This window comes from Rhodococcus sp. LMD, assembly GCF_056108245.1.
The window spans coordinates 1,230,418-1,246,290 of sequence record NZ_CM148557.1; the positions used below are offsets into that span (position 1 = coordinate 1,230,418).

Consider the following 15,873-nt stretch of genomic DNA (forward strand, 5'->3'; position numbering starts at 1 on the left):
CGTGAGCGCGCACTTCTCGTGGCGACACGCCGGGCAGTGGCACGAGAAGTGCGCACTCGGCGGTCAGACCGGCGCGCCCGCCGATCGAAGTCGCGCCCGCACGCGCGCGACGATCGACGCGGGGCGCAGGCGAAGCTGCTCGGAGTTGACGCGGACGACGGACCAGCCCAGCGCCGCGAAGGCCTCGTATCGTTCGATGTCCTTGGTGCGCTGGCGCTCGTCCGTCCAGTGATGGATGCCGTCGTACTCGACGACGGTGCGCCATTGCTTCCAGCCCAGGTCGGCCCAGCCCAGAATGCGTCCGTCCACCCCTACGACCGGGACCTGGGTGCTGGGGCGGGGGAGGCCGCCGCGCACGAGAAGCAGCCGCACCCGCGTTTCCGGAAGCGACTCGGCTCCTGGGTCCACCAGCGCCAGGGCCTCCCGCAACCGCCGCACGCCACGGGCGCCGCTGTGCCGATCGGCCAGTTCGGCGACACACGCAGGATCCGAGCGGGTGGCACGACACAGTGCGTCGAGCTGTTCGACCGCGGCATCCAGGGCGAGGCGACGGCCGAGGTCGAACGCGGTGCGAGCCGGTGACGTCACTCGCATGTCTGCCAACTCGCACACCTCGTCGTCGGGGAGCGTCCCGGCGTGCACGACGACCCCTGCGGTGCCCCGGCGGCTACCGCGCCGGATCAGCTCCGCGGGCGCGGTCGCATCGATCCACCGGCTGCCGAACAGGGCCGCAGCCGAGTAGCCGGCCAGCACTCCGTCGCCCCCTGCCCAGAGCCATGCCGCTCGCGCGCGGCCGCTCGGTGTGACGGCCGCGTCCCGGTGGATGTACACATTCCGATGGACGCGCCGGAATCGCCGGAGCTGATGCGGCGTCAGAATGCCCGCCTGGACGGCGTGCGTCCCCAGGAACGGTTCGTCGAATTCCCCCATGATCGCCGAGAATGCCCGGTGGCCGTACCGGAGGGAACCGAGGTCACGGGGGCCTGTGGACAACTCGCGCGAGTGTGCACTTCTCGTGGCGACACGCCGGGCAGTGGCACGAGAACTGCGCACTCGACGGTCCACGAATGCGGCGAGGGCCGCGCGGGCACGTGCCCGCGCGGCCCTCGCCGCGAGTGGAGCTCTACTTGCTGGTGGTGGTGAAGGGCAGCAGGGCCATCTCGCGGGCGTTCTTCACCGCGGTGGCCACCTGACGCTGCTGCTGCGGGGTCAGGCCGGTCACGCGACGGCTGCGGATCTTGCCGCGATCGGAGATGAACGTGCGGAGCAGGTTCACGTCCTTGTAGTCGACGTACTCGATCTTCGCCGCGAACAGCGGGTTCTTCTTGGGCTTGCGGCCTTCCACGGCACGCGACTTCTTCGACGGGCCCCTCTTGACTGCCATGACTCGCTCCTCACCAGCTCGACTTGTGGACGCCGGGCAGCTCGCCGCGGTGCGCGAGCTCCCTCACGCGCACGCGTGAGAGCCCGAACTTCCGCAGGTGGCCGCGCGGACGTCCATCCGCAGCGTCTCGATTGCGCAATCGTACCGGACTGGCGTCGCGCGGCAGACGCTGCAGGGCGGTCTGTGCGGCGAGGCGCTGCGCGTCGGTGCTCGACGGTCGCCGCACGATCTCCTTCAGCTCCGCGCGACGTTCGGCGTAGCGGGCGACGACGAGCGCCCGCTGCTCGTTGCGTGCGATCTTCGACTTCTTGGCCATGACCTACTTCTCCTCGCGGAAGTCGATGTGGCGGCGCAGCACGGGATCGTACTTGCGCAGGACGAGCCGGTCGGGATCGTTGCGCCGGTTCTTGCGGGTGACGTACGTGTAGCCGGTGCCGCCGGTGGAGCGGAGCTTGACGATGGGCCGGATCTCGTTGCGGGCCATCAGAGCTTCACTCCCCGGGCGCGGAGACGGGCGACGACGGCCTCGATGCCGTCGCGGTCGACGGTCTTGATGCCCTTCGCGGAGAGCGTCAGGGTGACGCGGCGTCCCTCGGACGGCAGGTAGTAGGTCTTGCGCTGGATGTTCGGGTCCCAGCGCCGGTTGGTGCGGACGTGGGAATGGGAGACGGATTTCCCGAAGCCGGGCTTGCGTCCGGTCACCTGGCAGTGCGCCGACACGGCGGGCTCCCTTCTGTCGGCGCCCCGTGGGCGTAACGACAATCGTTTTCGACAAATGGCCCGAGCGACTGTACGCTCTCGGCGAGCTAATGACAATCGTTATCGAAAGGGGCTCCGGTGGACACCAGAACGCCGCTGATCGTCGTCTCCGGCCGGCGCGGACCCACCGAACGGACCGCGCGGGCCCTGCTGCGTCCGGGGACCGTCATGGTGCATCACGACCTCGTCCACGTCGGTGAGGGCGTCGTGCGCCGCACCCTCACCACCGAGCACGATCACCGCCTCGACGTGCTCGAACTGGCCCACGGCTGCGTGTCCTGCACCCTCCGCGAGGATCTGCTCCCGCTGCTGCGCCGCCTGCATGCCCGCAGCAACGTCGACCGCATCGTCCTGCTGCTCGACCCGCTGCTCGAACCCGAGGCGTTGTGCTGGGCCGTCGAGCACGTCGTCGTCTCCGGCATCGTCGGGCAGATCGACGGGCCCGCCGCCCACGACGTGCGGATCGAGGCCACCGTCACCTGCATCGACGCCGCCACGTGGCTCGCCGACGCCACCGGCGACGAGGAACTCGACGACGACCGCACCGTCGCCCAGGTCGTCGTGGGCCAGGTCGAATTCGCCGACGCTCTCGTCGTCCGGCCCGGCGCCGACGGCTGGCACCAGGCGAAGCTGCATGCGGTGCTCGCCCGGCTCGCGCCCGACGCCCCCGTCGCGTGGGGTGAGGACGTCGACGTCGAACACCTGCTCCGGCAGATCCCCGCCGGGGCGCGGCGCGGGACGGTCTCCGACGCCCACTCGCCGCTGCTGCGCGGCCAGCCACCGCTCGGCGAGGATTGCGGCGTGCGGCTGCTCGAGTTCGGTGCCCGCCGGCCCTTCCACCCGCAGCGCCTGCACGAGGCGATCGACGTCCTCCTCGACGGCGTCGTCCGGGCTCGCGGGCGGGCCTGGGTCGCGACACAACCGGACACCGCGCTGCTGATCGAGTCCGCCGGGGAAGGGCTGCGCGTCGCCCACGCCGGACCGTGGCTCGCCGCGATGACTCCAGAGCAGCAGCAACGAGTCTCCGGCGAACGGCGCGTCATGGCGGCGCTGCGCTGGGACGACACCTACGGAGACCGCGACACCTCGATGGTGATTCTCACCCACGACGCCGACCCCGACGAGATCCGTCGCGCCCTGGAGTGGGCGCTGCTCACCGACGAGGAGTTCGCCGACCCGGCGGCCTGGCCGACATGGGACGACCCGTTCGGCGACTACCACGAAGACCCGTGCGACGACCTCCCGGCACCCACAGCCGACGCCGCACCGACAGAAGGAGAAGGACGAGCATGAAGCCCGGCATCCACCCCGACTACCGCCCCGTGGTGTTCCAGGACGCGAACACCGGATCGACGTTCCTCACCCGCTCCACCGTCACCTCCGACCGCACGGTCGAATGGTCCGACGGCAACACCTACCCGCTGATCGTCGTGGACGTCACCAGCGAGTCCCACCCCTTCTGGACGGGAACTGCCCGGGTGCTCGACGCCGCCGGCCGCGTCGAGAAGTTCGAACGCAAGTACGGCAAGCGCCGCCGTCCCTGACCGACCCACCCGAGGAGAACCACGATGGCAGTACCCAAGCGCCGGATGTCCCGGTCCAACACCCGCAGCCGACGCTCGCAGTGGAACGCGCAGGCCCCGGCCCTGGTGCCGGTCACCGTCGCCGGTGTCACCCACCACGTGCCGCGACGGCTCGTCAAGGCCGTGCGGCTCGGAGTGATCGACCCCGACGAGGTGTGACGGCCGGCGAGGGGATCGCCGAGGGGATCGCAGCACCCCCGGATTCCCTCGCCGGACACGCCGCCGTCCTCTCAGACACCTCTCAGCGGTCGGGTCCACACTGGAAGCCATGCGCATTCTGGTGGTCGACGACGACCGGGCGGTGCGGGAGTCCCTGCGCCGATCACTGAGCTTCAACGGATACAGCGTCGAGCTCGCCACGGACGGGCAGGACGCCCTCGAACACGTCGCGGCCGAACGGCCCGACGCGATGGTCCTCGACGTGATGATGCCGCGCGTCGACGGCCTCGAGGTGTGCCGCCGACTGCGCAGCACCGGCGACGACCTCCCCATCCTCGTGCTCACCGCCCGGGATTCCGTCTCCGAGCGCGTCGCGGGCCTGGACGCCGGCGCCGACGACTACCTGCCCAAGCCGTTCGCGCTCGAGGAACTGCTCGCCCGGCTGCGCGCGCTGCTCCGCCGCGCCTCACCCGACCCGGCCGAGTCGGAGGAGACGCTGCGGTTCGCGGACCTGACCCTGAACCCGTCCACCCGTGAGGTCACCCGCGGTGCCCGCTCGATCAGTCTCACCCGCACCGAGTTCGCCCTCATGGAAATGCTCATGGCGAACCCCCGCCGCGTCCTGAGCCGCAGCCGGATCCTCGAGGAGGTGTGGGGCTACGACTTTCCCACCTCGGGCAACGCCCTCGAGGTCTACGTGGGGTACCTGCGCCGCAAGACCGAGGCCGAGGGTGAGCCGCGCCTGATCCACACGGTGCGCGGCGTCGGCTACGTCCTGCGGGAAACCCCGCCGTGACCCGACTCGAAGGCGCCGACCCGGATTCCGGGCGCCCGATGCGGCCCCCGCTGCTGCTGACCCGGTCGGTGCCGCTGCGCCGTCGTGTCACGCTGCTGGCGGCCGGCGCCGTGGCGATCGCCGTCGCGGTCACCTCGATCGCGGCGTATGCGGTGGTCGCGCGCGCTCTCTACGCCGACGTCGACAAGCAGTTGCGGGCGCGCGCCGCCGCGCTCGTCGAGAGCAGCACCCTCATCACCTACGACCCCCGCTACATCGGTGGCGCCCAGCTCTACAGCTCCGACATCAGCGTGGCGCTCGTCTATCCCGACCTGGGGCAGTACGTGCCACCCGGATCCTCCGTCCCGATCGGCAGCGCCGAGTTCGCCGTCGCGAAGGGCGAACGGGAGTCGTCGCTGCGCACCGTCGGTCATCAGCGGGTGCTCGCGCAGCGCATCCCCGACGGCAGCACCATCGTCATCTCGCAGCGACTGCAGCCCACCGCGGACATCCTGAAACGGCTCGCGAGCGTGCTGTTCGTTGTCGGCGGGTGCGGGGTGGTGCTCGCCGCGGCCGCCGGTGCGACGGTCGGACGCACCGGTCTGCGCCCCGTCGCGCGGCTCACCGCGGCGGCCGAGCGGGTCGCCCGCACCGACGACCTGCGGCCGATCCGCGTGACCGGGCACGACGAGCTGGCCCGCCTCACCGAGAGCTTCAACACGATGCTGCGCGCGCTCGCCGAGTCGCGGGAGCGGCAGAGCCGGCTCGTCGCCGATGCCGGCCACGAGCTGCGCACCCCGCTGACGTCGTTGCGCACGAACATGGAACTGCTCATCGCGGCGAGCCGGCCGGACGCCCCGAACCTGCCCGAGGAGGACATGGCGGAACTGCGCGCCGACGTCGTGGCGCAGATAGAGGAGCTGTCCACCCTGGTGGGGGACCTCGTCGACCTCGCCCGCGAGGACGCACCCGAGACGGTGTTCGAGCCGGTCGACATCTCCGACGTCGTCGAGCGCAGCCTCGAACGGGCCCGGCGGCGCCGCTCCGACCTCGACTTCACGGCCCACACGGAACCGTGGTTCGTCTACGGCGACCAGGCCGCGCTGTCGCGGGCGGTGCTCAACGTCCTCGACAACGCCGCCAAATGGAGTCCCGCCGACGCCGAGGTGCTCGTGTCGATGCGCCAGCTCGGGCCCGGCCTGATGGAACTGACCGTCGACGACGCCGGCCCCGGCATCCCGGAGGAGGACCGCGAGCTGGTGTTCGAGCGGTTCTACCGTTCGACCGCGTCGCGGTCGATGCCCGGATCCGGCCTGGGCCTCGCGATCGTGCGGCAGGTCGTGATGAAGCACGGCGGCACCATCGCGGTCGACGCCTCGTCGCGCGGGGGCGCCCTCGTCCGGATCGTGCTGCCCGGCGCGCCGCACCTCGAACACCCGGCGGATTGACAGGAAAATCGGCGTCGGGTCTAAGCGGACTCTCAGCCGCCGCGGGCATGCTGGAAGCCGACGAGCCACCGACCCGGCGGCCGTGTACACGAAAGCGATGAGATGAGCGAGGACCCCACCCAGGGTGGCGGCCACCGAGAGCCCCACCAGCCGATACCGCCCCAGCCGAATCCCTACCAAGCCCCCTCCGGTCCGGGGTACGGGCACACCGCGCCGTTCGGCGCCCCGCCCCAGCCCGCGCCGGGACCCCAGGGCGCACCGCGGTCCGCGCGGGGCCTGCTCGCCCTCGGCGCCGTCGCGCTGGCACTGGTCAGCGGCGGCATCGGCGGCGCGGTCGGCGCGTGGACCACGCAACAGTCGACCGGCGGTGCGTCCGTCACCAATGCTCTCGACGCGCCGAGGCCGTCCACGACGACGGTCGCCGCCGCGCCCGCGGGGTCGGTGCAGGCCGTCGCGCAGAAGGTCGTGCCGAGCGTCGTGCGCATCGAGGTGGTCGGCCGCACGGCACAGGGCGAGGGCTCGGGGGTGATCCTGTCCTCCGACGGCCTGATCCTCACCAACAACCACGTCGTCGCCGGCGGCGGCGCCGGCGCGCAGCTCACCGCATACTTCTCCGACGGAAGTTCCGCTCCGGCGACCGTCGTGGGGACCGATCCGATCTCCGACATCGCCGTGATCCGGGCCGAGGGCCGCACCGACCTCACGCCGATCGAGCTCGGCGATTCCGCCGCCGTGCAGGTGGGCCAGCAGGTCGTCGCGGTCGGCTCACCGCTCGGGCTCGAGAGCACGGTGACCACGGGGATCGTCTCGGCCCTCGACCGGCCGGTGTCGACCAGCGGGGAGACCGGGAACCAGAACACCGTCATCGACGCGCTGCAGACCGACGCCGCGATCAACCCCGGCAACTCCGGTGGCGCGCTCGTGGACATGGACGGCCGGCTGATCGGCGTCAACACGGCGATCGCCACCGCCGGTGGACAGTCCGGATCCATCGGTCTCGGCTTCGCCATCCCGGTCGATCAGGCCCGTCGCATCGCCGACCAGCTCGTCGACACCGGGAAGGCCACCCACGCCATCATCGGCGTGCAGGTGCCGTCGCAGAGCGACGTGCGTGGCGCCCGGGTCATGGAGGTCACCGCGGGCGGACCGGCGGAACGGGCCGGAATTCCGAGTGGCGTGGTCATCACCAAGGTCGACGACCGGCTCGTCACGGACGGGGACTCCCTGATCGCGGCCGTGCGCTCGTACGCGCCCGGCGATACCGTCCGCATCACCTACACCGACGCTCAGGGTGGCGGCGAGAAGACCGTCGAGGTGCAGCTCGCGGAGGCGGAGGCGGGTGGCCGATGAGAGCAGAATCGACCGCCGGGTTCATTCTCGGACATACAGCTCGTTCGACGGACAGGGGAACTACGGTGGGCATCATGGAATTCGAAACCCCCAGGACCGGACGAGCCCTCGTGGTGATCGTGGACGACCGGGTAGCGCACGGCGACAACCCGGACTCCGCCGGACCGCTGGTGACCGAACTGCTCGCCGAGGCGGGGTTCGCCGTCGACGGTGTCGTCACCGTGTCGGCCGACGAGGTGGAGATCCGCAACGCCCTCAACACCGCCGTCATCGGCGGTGTGGACCTGGTGATCTCCGTCGGTGGGACCGGGGTGTCGCCGCGCGACGTGACGCCGGACGCCACGTCCGACGTGCTCGACCGGGAGCTCCAGGGGATCGGCGAGGCGTTGCGCTCCTCGGGTTTCTCCGCCGGCGCGATGGATGCCGGCCTGTCCCGCGGTCTGGTCGGGCTGTCGGGGTCCACGCTGGTCGCCAACCTGGCGTCGTCGCGCGCCGCGATCCGCGACGGCATGGCCACACTGTTGCCGCTCGCCTCGCACGTGATCGAGGAACTGTCGCGAGTGGAGGGATAGCCATCACAGGCACGGACGAGAGTGCTGCCGGTGCGTCGCCGGACGACGCACCGCAGCGCGGCGACGCCGGCCGGGCCCGGATCGACCGGGCCCGGCTCCGCCGCGTCTTCGGTGACGTGCTCCCCGAGACGACTCGCGACGAGCGCTCGCCGGGCGACGAGTCGTCCGACTCGGACGAGTGGCTGCGACGGCAGGTCCCGCCCCACCACGGCAGTGTGTGATCTACCCCACTTACAGTTGTTTCCCGAGGGGCGGTCGTTCATTTCTCGGCCGACCGTTCGAAATCTCTTCGTAACCCTTCCGCTCGGCGTTTCACCTTGATCATCGGCACCCTTTCAGGTGAGGTCGATCACCGTCGCACCGGGCGGATGCACCGCATCACACCCCGGTTTGCGGGTGTCACCTGTGGGTATGCACGAATGCGGATAAGCCGAACCTAAGATTTGACATCGCGCGGCCTCTGTGTGCCGCCGTGGGTGCTGGTCACCCGTTGTTTCACTGGGCCGAAACATTTCCGTCCCGGCGGGGCTCTGCGCGCCGACGTAGCCGTTGCTGGGGTTCGAGGTCACGGTCTAGTCTCTGTCGTGGTTCGCTGAGGTCAAGATCAACGGCACACGTCGCGGTCTTCATCACGAATCGGAAACGCAACCGTGCGGATGACGCACACGTCGCACCGGCGGGCGGGTGCCCGCCGGTGTTCATGGTGTGGCATGCCTCGCGGGCGACAGGGCAGTTGTCGGACGCGTGTGCGTGACCCGGCACGCAGAGAATGGATGAGGCATTCATGAAGATGCAGACGCGACGCGGTGTGAAGGCCGCCCGCAACGTCACGGTGGCCGCCGCCGCCGTGTTCGGCCTGGTTCTGGGATCGACCGGGACCGCCGGCGCTGTGGTCGACGACCAGAACCGGATCGTGTCGGACGGTCACGAGGTCGTCGTGACCCAGGAGGACACCTTCATCCAGGGTGTCCCCCCGATCGGCGGTAGCCCGCTCAGCCGTGAGTGGTTCCACAACGGTCGTGGCATCGCCAACATCGTCGGCCCCGACGCCGCGGACTTCGAGGGCTCGACGTTCCAGTTCGGCTACCAGTTCGCGTGGTCGGCCGCGGTCGACGGCTCGATCGGCATCGCGTGGTCGAGCCCGCAGGCTGAGCTCGAGGCCACCCGTGGTGTGGAGAACGTCGACCAGTTCGATCCGGTCTGGAACACCAATGACGCGGGTGAGTACATCGACTACGAAGGCAATGTCGTCGAAGAGGAAAATCGTGTTCCTGCGACCGACGACGACACCGCCGACGGCAACCCGCTTTACATCCCCAACGGCGAGACGAGCCCAGCGCCGTATGCAGAGGACGTTCTCACCGTCGACAGCATCCTGCCCCAGTTCACCGCCGGCATCGAGCTGACCCCGGCCCCGGGCATCGAGGAGCTCGTCGTCGCCGAGGGCGAGTTCGACGGCGATTACAAGCACGTGCAGTTCGCCAACGTGCACGGCGCCGCCACCGGCGTCATCGGCGCGGTCTCGGTCCGCCCCTTCGTCCGTGTGATCACCGCGAACGGCGACAACGTCACCACCTACGGCAAGGTCTGGACGATCTAGTCCTGCTCCGCCTCACCCCGCAGTAATCCCCACCAAGAAATACGGAGAAATCATGGGAATCAAGTCGCGTGGCTTCAAGGCCGCACGTAACGCCGCGGTGTCCGGTGCCGCCGTCCTGGGCCTGGTCCTCGGTGCGACCGGCTCCGCGCAGGCTGCGGTCGACGATCAGAACCGGATCGTCTCGGACGGCCTCGAGGTCGTCGTGACCCAGGAGGATACCCACATCCACGGCGTGCCGGCCCTGGGTGGCAGCCCCTTCAACCGTGAGTGGTTCCACAACGGCCGCGGCACCGCGAACCTGATCGGCGCGGACGCCGCCGACGCCGAGGGCACCACGTTCCAGTTCGGCTACCAGTTCGCGTGGGCCGGCAGCATCGACGGCGCCATCGGCGTCACCTACTCCACCCCGCAGCTCGAGCTGGAGGTCGGCGGCGACGTCACTGCCACCGTGACCGACATCCTCCCGCAGGCCTACGCCGAGCTCGAGCTGACCCCGGCTCCGGGCATCGAGGAGCTCGTCGTCGCCGAGGGCGAGTTCGACGGTGATTTCAAGACCGTCCAGTTCTCCAACGTCCACGGCACCGCCTCCGGCGTCATCGGCGCCGTCCAGGTCCGTCCGTTCGTCCGCGCCATCACCGCGAACGGCGACAACGTGACCACCTACGGCAAGCCCTGGACCGTCTGACACGACGTTCCGGCCACAGGCTGAAACGGGTTGGGCCCGCTCGGAATTCCGAGCGGGCCCAACCTTTTTCGGTGCAGCGGGGTGGCCGTGCCTACCGCTCCCGCTCCTCGAGGCTGGGCTTGGCGTGTGCGCCGCTCTGGCCGGCCTGCAGCTCGAGGATGTCGCGGATCTGGATGAGCAGGTCTTCGGCGCTCGCCTTGGTGTCGTCCTTCTCGGTGGCGAACTTCTTCTTGGCGACGTTCGCCGGGACGATCAGCACGAAGTAGACGACGGCGGCGATGATGAGGAAGTTGATGATCGCCGACACCACAGCGCCGAAGTTGAGGAAGGTCTCGGGGTTGTCGGGCAGGATCTGGACGCCCCAGCCCATCTCGTTGTCACCGCCGATCGCCGCGATGAGCGGTTCGATGATGTTGCTGGTGAAGGCGGTGACGATGGCCGTGAACGCGGTGCCGATGACGACCGCGACGGCGAGGTCGAGCACGTTTCCGCGGAGCAGGAAATCCTTGAAGCCCTTCAGCATGGTGCGTCTCCTTGACAGGTGTTGTCGTCGTGCTCGCAGTCGCACCATAAACCAGCAGGTGTGCGGCTCAGACCGAAATACGAGACGTCGTCCGGCCCAGTGCAAGGTGACTGTCCGGCCCGGTGCAAGGTCACTGTCCGGCCCAGTGCAAGGTCACCGTCCCGCTCAGTGCAAGGTCACCGTCAGTGCGCTGACGAGTGAGGCCGCGGCCACGGCTGTCGCCGGCTCGGGCGGCAGCGCGAGCAGCACCACCTTCTCTCCGCGGTTGTTCGTCTCGTCCGTTCCCTGAGCCAGCACGACCGTCGCCCCCGTCGCCAGCACCCGTACCTCCGGTGCCGACGGGGCAGAGGCCTCGGCGACGGTGAGGACGTCGACGAGGTCGCCTTCGCGGAGCAGATCCCCGACGCCGGGGTCGGCCAGGCGGACCGGCACCACGCGGGCCGCGCTGTCGCCGGTGGTGGCCGCCGCGAGGCGCGGCCCGAGCATCCGCACCCCGACGAGGACTTCGCCGGCGGGCACCGGTCCGGCCAGGGTGTGACCGAGGGCCTCGGCGGGATCGGTGAGGGCCCCGGACGGGAGCTGGGACGCGTCGCGCTCGACGACGGTGACGTCGTCGACGGTGAGGGTCTGCCCGGGCCGCAGGTCGCGGGCGGCGACGACCGTGCGGGTCCGGTCGTCCGACGCGCCGCCGGTGACGGCGGAGACCGCCGCGACCCCGACGAGACCGGCCGCGATCGCGCGGCGCACGGCGACGGTGCGCGCCCAGCCGGGTCGCGTCAGCGCCGTGAGCCGGTCGGCCAGGGTGGGGTCGAGCGGATTGCGCAGGGGCAGGAACGAGAACGGGCCGGCGGGCATGGCCCGAACCCTAGGGGTTCGGTCGTACCCGCCGGCCCGTCGAAGCGCCGATCAGGGGCGGACTGTGGATGAATCGTCCGCTTGTGGATGAACGGTGTCAGCTCGCGGCTGCGGCCGGAGCCGCGGTGCTCGACGACGTGCTGGAGGACGAGCTGCTCGACGACGACGTGCCCGACGACGACGTGCTCGACGATGCGGCCGGCGACGAGTCGGACTTCGCCGGCTCGCTGGCGGTGCTGCCGCCGCTGCGGGAATCGGTGCGGTAGAAGCCGCTGCCCTTGAAGACGATGCCGACCGAATTGAACAGCTTGCGCAGCTTGCCCGAGCACTCGTTGCATTCCGTCAGGGCGTCGTCGGTGAACGACTGCACGATGTCGAAACGGTTGTCGCAGGACGTACAGGCATAGGAGTAAGTGGGCACCGGTGGATCCTCCGCGAGTTGGTTGGCGACCGCAGCGTTAGCACTCTACAGCCGACAGTGCCAACATCGCTACTGGGGTTCCCTATTCCCCGTCCCGGCCGACCCGTTCAGCGGCACCAGGCCGCGGCCGGGCGTCAGGGCCCAGCCCATCCGGATGTCGTGGGGATCCTCGGGCAGTTCCGGTACGAGTTCCTCGTCCCGGACCACTGCCACGAGGACGGTGTCGGCGGCCGCCAGATGCAGCGTCCGATCGTAGAAGCCGGCCCCGCGGCCGAGTCGCACGCCGCGCTCGTCCACTGCGAGCGCCGGCACCAGCACGGTGTGCGCGCGGCGCACCTCCTCCGGTCCCAGGGCCGGCCCGGTGGGTTCGAGCAGTCCGTACCCGGCCGGTGCGAGCCCACCGGCCCCGGTGTACTGCGCCCAGTCCAGGGTGCTGTCCGCCCGGGTGAGCGGCAGCAGCACCCGGTTTCCGGCCTCGCAGAGCGCGTCGAGCAGGGACAGCGCGCCGGGCTCGGACCCGACCGGGACGTAGGCGCACACCGTCGCCCGGTCGGGGGCCAGGGACCGTGCCGCCGCGGCGAGGGCGGCGTCCTCCCCGCGGCGCTCCTCGTCGTCACGGGCCCGTCGCGCGGCAACGATTCGGGCCCGCCATTGTGACTTGGAGAGTGCGCTCATACCCGTCACCTTAGGATCTGACCTATCTACCGGGTGGTAGCCGAAAGTTAGGGTGGGATCTATGACGAACAATGCGACCGGTGCAGCGGGCCACTTCCGCACGGCAGTGGTTCCCGCGGCCGGCCTCGGTACGCGCTTTCTGCCCGCGACCAAGACCGTGCCGAAGGAACTCCTCCCGGTGGTGGACACGCCGGGAATCGAGCTCGTGGCGGGGGAGGCCGCGGACTCGGGTGCCGAGCGACTGGTGATCGTGACGGCGCCGGGCAAGGACGGCGTCGTCGCGCATTTCGTCGAGGACCTGGTCCTCGAGTCGAAACTGAAGGAGAGCGGCAAGTACCACCTGCTCGAGAAGGTCCGCAAGGCGCCGGGGCTGCTCGAGGTGGAGTCGGTGGTGCAGGAGCAGCCGCTCGGACTCGGGCACGCCGTCGCGTGCGCCGAGGCCGCCCTCGATCCCGACGAGGACTCCGTCGCCGTCCTCCTGCCGGACGACCTCGTGTTGCCGCGCGGAGTCCTCGAGACCATGCAGCGGGTGCGGGCCAAGCGCGGCGGCACGGTGCTGTGCGCGATCGACGTGCCCAAGGACCAGGTGAGCGCCTACGGTGTCTTCGACGTCGAAGAGGTGCCCGACGCCGTGAACCCGGACGTGCTGAAGGTCGTGGGCATGGTCGAGAAGCCGGCGCCCGAGAATGCGCCGTCCACGTTCGCCGCCGCCGGGCGCTATCTGCTCGATCGGGCGATCTTCGACGCGCTGCGCCGGATCACTCCCGGTGCGGGCGGTGAACTGCAGCTCACCGACGCAATCGCCCTGCTCATCGAGGAGGGTCACCCCGTGCACGTGGTGGTCCATCGGGGCACTCGACACGACCTCGGAAATCCCGGCGGCTATCTGCGCGCTGCGGTTGACTCTGCGTTGAACAGCGAGGAGTACGGCCCCTCCCTGCGGGAGTGGCTCGTCGAGCGCCTGAAGCACTGACGGCGCGACAGGTCGGGAGGACGAGAAGCGGTATGCGGTCGGTCGAGGATCAACAGGCCAGGGTCACGGCGGCAGCGGTGGCGCCCCGGCCGGTCCGGGTCGCCATCTCCGAGGCGCAGGGCCTGCTCTGTGCGGAGGAGGTCGTCACCGAGCGGCCCCTGCCCGGCTTCGATCAGGCCGCGATCGACGGCTACGCGGTGCGCAGCGTCGACGTCCAGGGTGCGGGCACCGATGCGATCGGCGACGACGGCGAACCGATCGAGTTGACGCTGCCCGTGGTGGGCGAGGTCTCGGCCGGGTCGCGTCAGCCGATCCGGCTGCAGCCGCGGCAGGCGGTGCGGGTGGACACCGGGGCGCCGCTGCCGACCCTCGCCGACGCCGTCCTTCCGCTCGACCGCACCGACGGTGGCCGCGCGCGTATCAAGGTCCTGCGTCCCGTCCGGTCGGGTGAGTACGTCCGCCGGGCGGGCGACGACGTCCAGCCCGGCGATGTCGCGGTCCGGGCCGGCACGATCATCGGCGCCGCCCAGGTCGGTCTGCTCGCGGCGGTCGGCCGCGACAAGGTGCTGGTCCATCCGCGTCCCCGGCTGTCGGTGATCTCCGTCGGCGGCGAGCTCGTGGACGTGGACCGCACCCCGGGTCCCGGCCAGGTGTACGACGTCAACTCGTACGCCCTGGCGGCGGCCGCCCGCGACGCAGGCGCGGACGTCAACCGCGTGGGGATCGCCAGCACCGACCCGAAGCGCCTGCGGGAGGTGGTCGAGGGCCAGCTGATCCGGTCCGAGATCGTCGTGGTCGCGGGAGCCGTCGGCGGTGGTGCGCTCGAGGAGGTGCGCGAGGCGCTGGCCGACCTCGGCAAGCTCGAGGTGGAGCGGGTGGCGATGCACCCCGGCTCGGTGCAGGGATTCGGCCAGCTCGGCCGCGACGAGGTGCCCACCTTCCTGCTCCCGGGGAATCCGGTCAGCGCGCTGGTCGTGTTCGAGGTGATGGTGCGGCCGCTGATCCGTATCGCGCTCGGGCGCCGGCAGCCGATGCGACGCGTCGTCACGGCCCGCACCGTCACGCCGATCACCTCGATCCCGGATCGCAAGGGATTCCTGCGGGGGCAGCTGATGCGCGACGAGGCGACGGGCGAGTACATGGTCCAGGCGCTCGGTGGTGCGGCGGGCGCGTCGTCGCACCTGCTGGCGACGCTGGCCGAGGCGAACTGTCTGGTGCTGATCGATCCGGAGGTGACCGAGGTGCGCACCGGCGATCCGGTGGACGTCGCCTTCCTCGGACAGCGCGGCTGATGAGCCGTCATCCGGGATGGCCGGCGGAGCTGGGTCCGCTGCGGGTTGCCGGTGGACTGGTCACGGTGCGGCCGATCCGGTTGCGCGACGCGGCGGTGTGGAGCCGGCTGCGGATCCGGGACCGGGCGCACCTCGAGCCGTGGGAGCCCACCGGGGACGTGCCCTGGGAGATGCGCCATCACATCACGGTGTGGCCCGGGCTGTACCGCAGCCTGCGGGCGGAGGCCCGCCGGGGTCACATGCTGCCGATGGCGATCGAGCTCGACGGGGAGTTCTGTGGACAGATCACCGTGGGCAACGTCGTGCGCGGTGCGCTGCGGTCGGCGTGGATCGGCTACTGGGTGGCCAAGCACGTCAACGGCCTGGGTGTGGCCACGGCCGCGGTGGCGCTCGGGTTGGACCACTGCTTCGGCCCGGCCGGGTTGCACCGGGTCGAGGCCACGGTGCGGCCGGAGAACGTCGCGAGCCGCGCGGTGCTGCGCAATGTGGGTTTCCGCGAGGAGGGCCTGCTGCGGCGCTACCTCGACGTCGACGGGCGCTTCCGCGACCATCTGCTGGTCGCCATGACGGTCGAGGAGGTACCCGGCAGCGTGTCCGACGTGCTGATCCGGGGCGGCCGGGCCGGCTGGGCCTGACGGCTGTAACGCAGATTACGTGTAGCGATGCGTAGTAATACCCACACGTGGGTATATGCGTGTGACTAGAGTGAAGAGAGTGCCACATGGTTCGCGTGACTCGTGTGACAGCTGTAGTCATCTGAGTCGGCGTTTCTGTCCTGGTGACGGCCTCGGGGCCGCTAACCTGACGGGGTCAGTGGCG

21 protein-coding genes are annotated in these 15,873 nt (G+C 70.4%); 12 read left to right on the forward strand and 9 right to left on the reverse strand.

The window, feature by feature from the left end:
* Positions 1 to 63 precede the first annotated feature (63 nt).
* From ACWPQI_RS05765 to rpmB, 5 genes are all read right to left on the reverse strand, one after another.
* Positions 64 to 930 (reverse strand): DUF559 domain-containing protein, encoded by an 867-nt coding sequence (locus tag ACWPQI_RS05765; protein WP_017679446.1) that lies wholly within the window; start codon positions 928 to 930, stop codon positions 64 to 66.
* Between the two features lie 193 nt (positions 931 to 1,123).
* Positions 1,124 to 1,384, reverse strand: coding sequence for a 30S ribosomal protein S18 (gene rpsR / locus ACWPQI_RS05770; protein WP_003937779.1), 261 nt, complete (start codon positions 1,382 to 1,384; stop codon positions 1,124 to 1,126).
* 10 nt (positions 1,385 to 1,394) lie between these two features.
* A complete protein-coding gene (gene rpsN, locus ACWPQI_RS05775) occupies positions 1,395 to 1,700 on the reverse strand; it encodes a 30S ribosomal protein S14 (protein WP_017679447.1) in 306 nt (101 codons plus the stop codon).
* Between the two features lie 3 nt (positions 1,701 to 1,703).
* The gene (gene rpmG, locus ACWPQI_RS05780) at positions 1,704 to 1,868 is read right to left on the reverse strand and encodes a 50S ribosomal protein L33 (protein WP_003937781.1); all 165 of its coding nucleotides are present in this window, start codon (positions 1,866 to 1,868) and stop codon (positions 1,704 to 1,706) included.
* Positions 1,868 to 2,104, reverse strand: a complete 237-nt coding sequence (rpmB, locus tag ACWPQI_RS05785) for a 50S ribosomal protein L28 (RefSeq protein ID WP_017679448.1) — start codon at positions 2,102 to 2,104, stop codon at positions 1,868 to 1,870. Before rpmB ends, rpmG begins: the two co-directional genes overlap by 1 nt.
* 117 nt (positions 2,105 to 2,221) lie before the next feature.
* Between rpmB and mrf the strand changes: the two genes are divergently transcribed.
* The 9 genes from mrf to ACWPQI_RS05830 all read left to right on the forward strand — a co-directional run bounded on the left by mrf (position 2,222) and on the right by ACWPQI_RS05830 (position 10,315).
* The gene (mrf, locus tag ACWPQI_RS05790) at positions 2,222 to 3,436 is read left to right on the forward strand and encodes a ribosome hibernation factor-recruiting GTPase MRF (RefSeq protein ID WP_474738690.1); all 1,215 of its coding nucleotides are present in this window, start codon (positions 2,222 to 2,224) and stop codon (positions 3,434 to 3,436) included.
* On the forward strand, positions 3,433 to 3,687 hold the full coding sequence (locus ACWPQI_RS05795) for a type B 50S ribosomal protein L31 (protein WP_040274429.1): 255 nt from the start codon (positions 3,433 to 3,435) through the stop codon (positions 3,685 to 3,687). The genes mrf and ACWPQI_RS05795 overlap by 4 nt, the downstream gene beginning before the upstream one ends.
* Before the next feature lie 24 nt (positions 3,688 to 3,711).
* Positions 3,712 to 3,885 (forward strand): 50S ribosomal protein L32, encoded by a 174-nt coding sequence (gene rpmF, locus ACWPQI_RS05800; RefSeq protein WP_026137468.1) that lies wholly within the window; start codon positions 3,712 to 3,714, stop codon positions 3,883 to 3,885.
* A 109-nt stretch (positions 3,886 to 3,994) separates the two neighbouring features.
* The gene (locus tag ACWPQI_RS05805) at positions 3,995 to 4,681 is read left to right on the forward strand and encodes a response regulator transcription factor (protein ID WP_017679452.1); all 687 of its coding nucleotides are present in this window, start codon (positions 3,995 to 3,997) and stop codon (positions 4,679 to 4,681) included.
* Positions 4,682 to 4,719: 38 nt separating this feature from the next.
* Complete coding sequence (locus ACWPQI_RS05810) at positions 4,720 to 6,108, forward strand: HAMP domain-containing sensor histidine kinase (RefSeq protein ID WP_017679453.1); 1,389 nt, start codon at positions 4,720 to 4,722, stop codon at positions 6,106 to 6,108.
* A gap of 102 nt (positions 6,109 to 6,210) precedes the next feature.
* Complete coding sequence (locus ACWPQI_RS05815; protein ID WP_010593013.1) at positions 6,211 to 7,458, forward strand: S1C family serine protease; 1,248 nt, start codon at positions 6,211 to 6,213, stop codon at positions 7,456 to 7,458.
* Between the two features lie 74 nt (positions 7,459 to 7,532).
* A complete protein-coding gene (locus tag ACWPQI_RS05820) occupies positions 7,533 to 8,030 on the forward strand; it encodes a MogA/MoaB family molybdenum cofactor biosynthesis protein (protein ID WP_026137469.1) in 498 nt (165 codons plus the stop codon).
* A gap of 784 nt (positions 8,031 to 8,814) precedes the next feature.
* Positions 8,815 to 9,630 carry an MspA family porin gene (locus tag ACWPQI_RS05825; protein ID WP_010593011.1) on the forward strand — a complete coding sequence of 272 codons (816 nt, stop codon included), beginning with the start codon at positions 8,815 to 8,817 and terminating at the stop codon, positions 9,628 to 9,630.
* Positions 9,631 to 9,682: 52 nt separating this feature from the next.
* On the forward strand, positions 9,683 to 10,315 hold the full coding sequence (locus ACWPQI_RS05830) for an MspA family porin (RefSeq protein ID WP_304433562.1): 633 nt from the start codon (positions 9,683 to 9,685) through the stop codon (positions 10,313 to 10,315).
* Positions 10,316 to 10,406: 91 nt separating this feature from the next.
* Here ACWPQI_RS05830 and mscL read toward each other — a convergent pair whose 3' ends face one another.
* From mscL to ACWPQI_RS05850, 4 genes are all read right to left on the reverse strand, one after another.
* Entirely contained in the window at positions 10,407 to 10,838 is a 432-nt protein-coding gene (gene mscL, locus ACWPQI_RS05835; RefSeq protein ID WP_040274436.1) for a large-conductance mechanosensitive channel protein MscL, read from the reverse strand.
* Positions 10,839 to 11,003: 165 nt separating this feature from the next.
* A complete protein-coding gene (locus tag ACWPQI_RS05840) occupies positions 11,004 to 11,693 on the reverse strand; it encodes an RcpC/CpaB family pilus assembly protein (protein ID WP_017679458.1) in 690 nt (229 codons plus the stop codon).
* Between the two features lie 97 nt (positions 11,694 to 11,790).
* Entirely contained in the window at positions 11,791 to 12,114 is a 324-nt protein-coding gene (locus ACWPQI_RS05845; RefSeq protein WP_102030900.1) for an FmdB family zinc ribbon protein, read from the reverse strand.
* Between the two features lie 69 nt (positions 12,115 to 12,183).
* On the reverse strand, positions 12,184 to 12,789 hold the full coding sequence (locus ACWPQI_RS05850) for a 5-formyltetrahydrofolate cyclo-ligase (protein WP_017679460.1): 606 nt from the start codon (positions 12,787 to 12,789) through the stop codon (positions 12,184 to 12,186).
* A gap of 61 nt (positions 12,790 to 12,850) precedes the next feature.
* On the opposite strand from ACWPQI_RS05850, the gene ACWPQI_RS05855 reads away from it, so the two are divergent.
* Genes ACWPQI_RS05855 through ACWPQI_RS05865 form a run of 3 tightly spaced genes read left to right on the forward strand, consistent with a single transcriptional unit; the run spans position 12,851 to position 15,689 of the window.
* The gene (locus ACWPQI_RS05855) at positions 12,851 to 13,762 is read left to right on the forward strand and encodes a UTP--glucose-1-phosphate uridylyltransferase (protein ID WP_003937797.1); all 912 of its coding nucleotides are present in this window, start codon (positions 12,851 to 12,853) and stop codon (positions 13,760 to 13,762) included.
* Positions 13,763 to 13,794: 32 nt separating this feature from the next.
* Positions 13,795 to 15,054 (forward strand): molybdotransferase-like divisome protein Glp, encoded by a 1,260-nt coding sequence (gene glp / locus ACWPQI_RS05860; protein ID WP_010593006.1) that lies wholly within the window; start codon positions 13,795 to 13,797, stop codon positions 15,052 to 15,054.
* Complete coding sequence (locus tag ACWPQI_RS05865) at positions 15,054 to 15,689, forward strand: GNAT family N-acetyltransferase (protein WP_010593005.1); 636 nt, start codon at positions 15,054 to 15,056, stop codon at positions 15,687 to 15,689. The genes glp and ACWPQI_RS05865 overlap by 1 nt, the downstream gene beginning before the upstream one ends.
* Positions 15,690 to 15,873 lie beyond the last annotated feature (184 nt).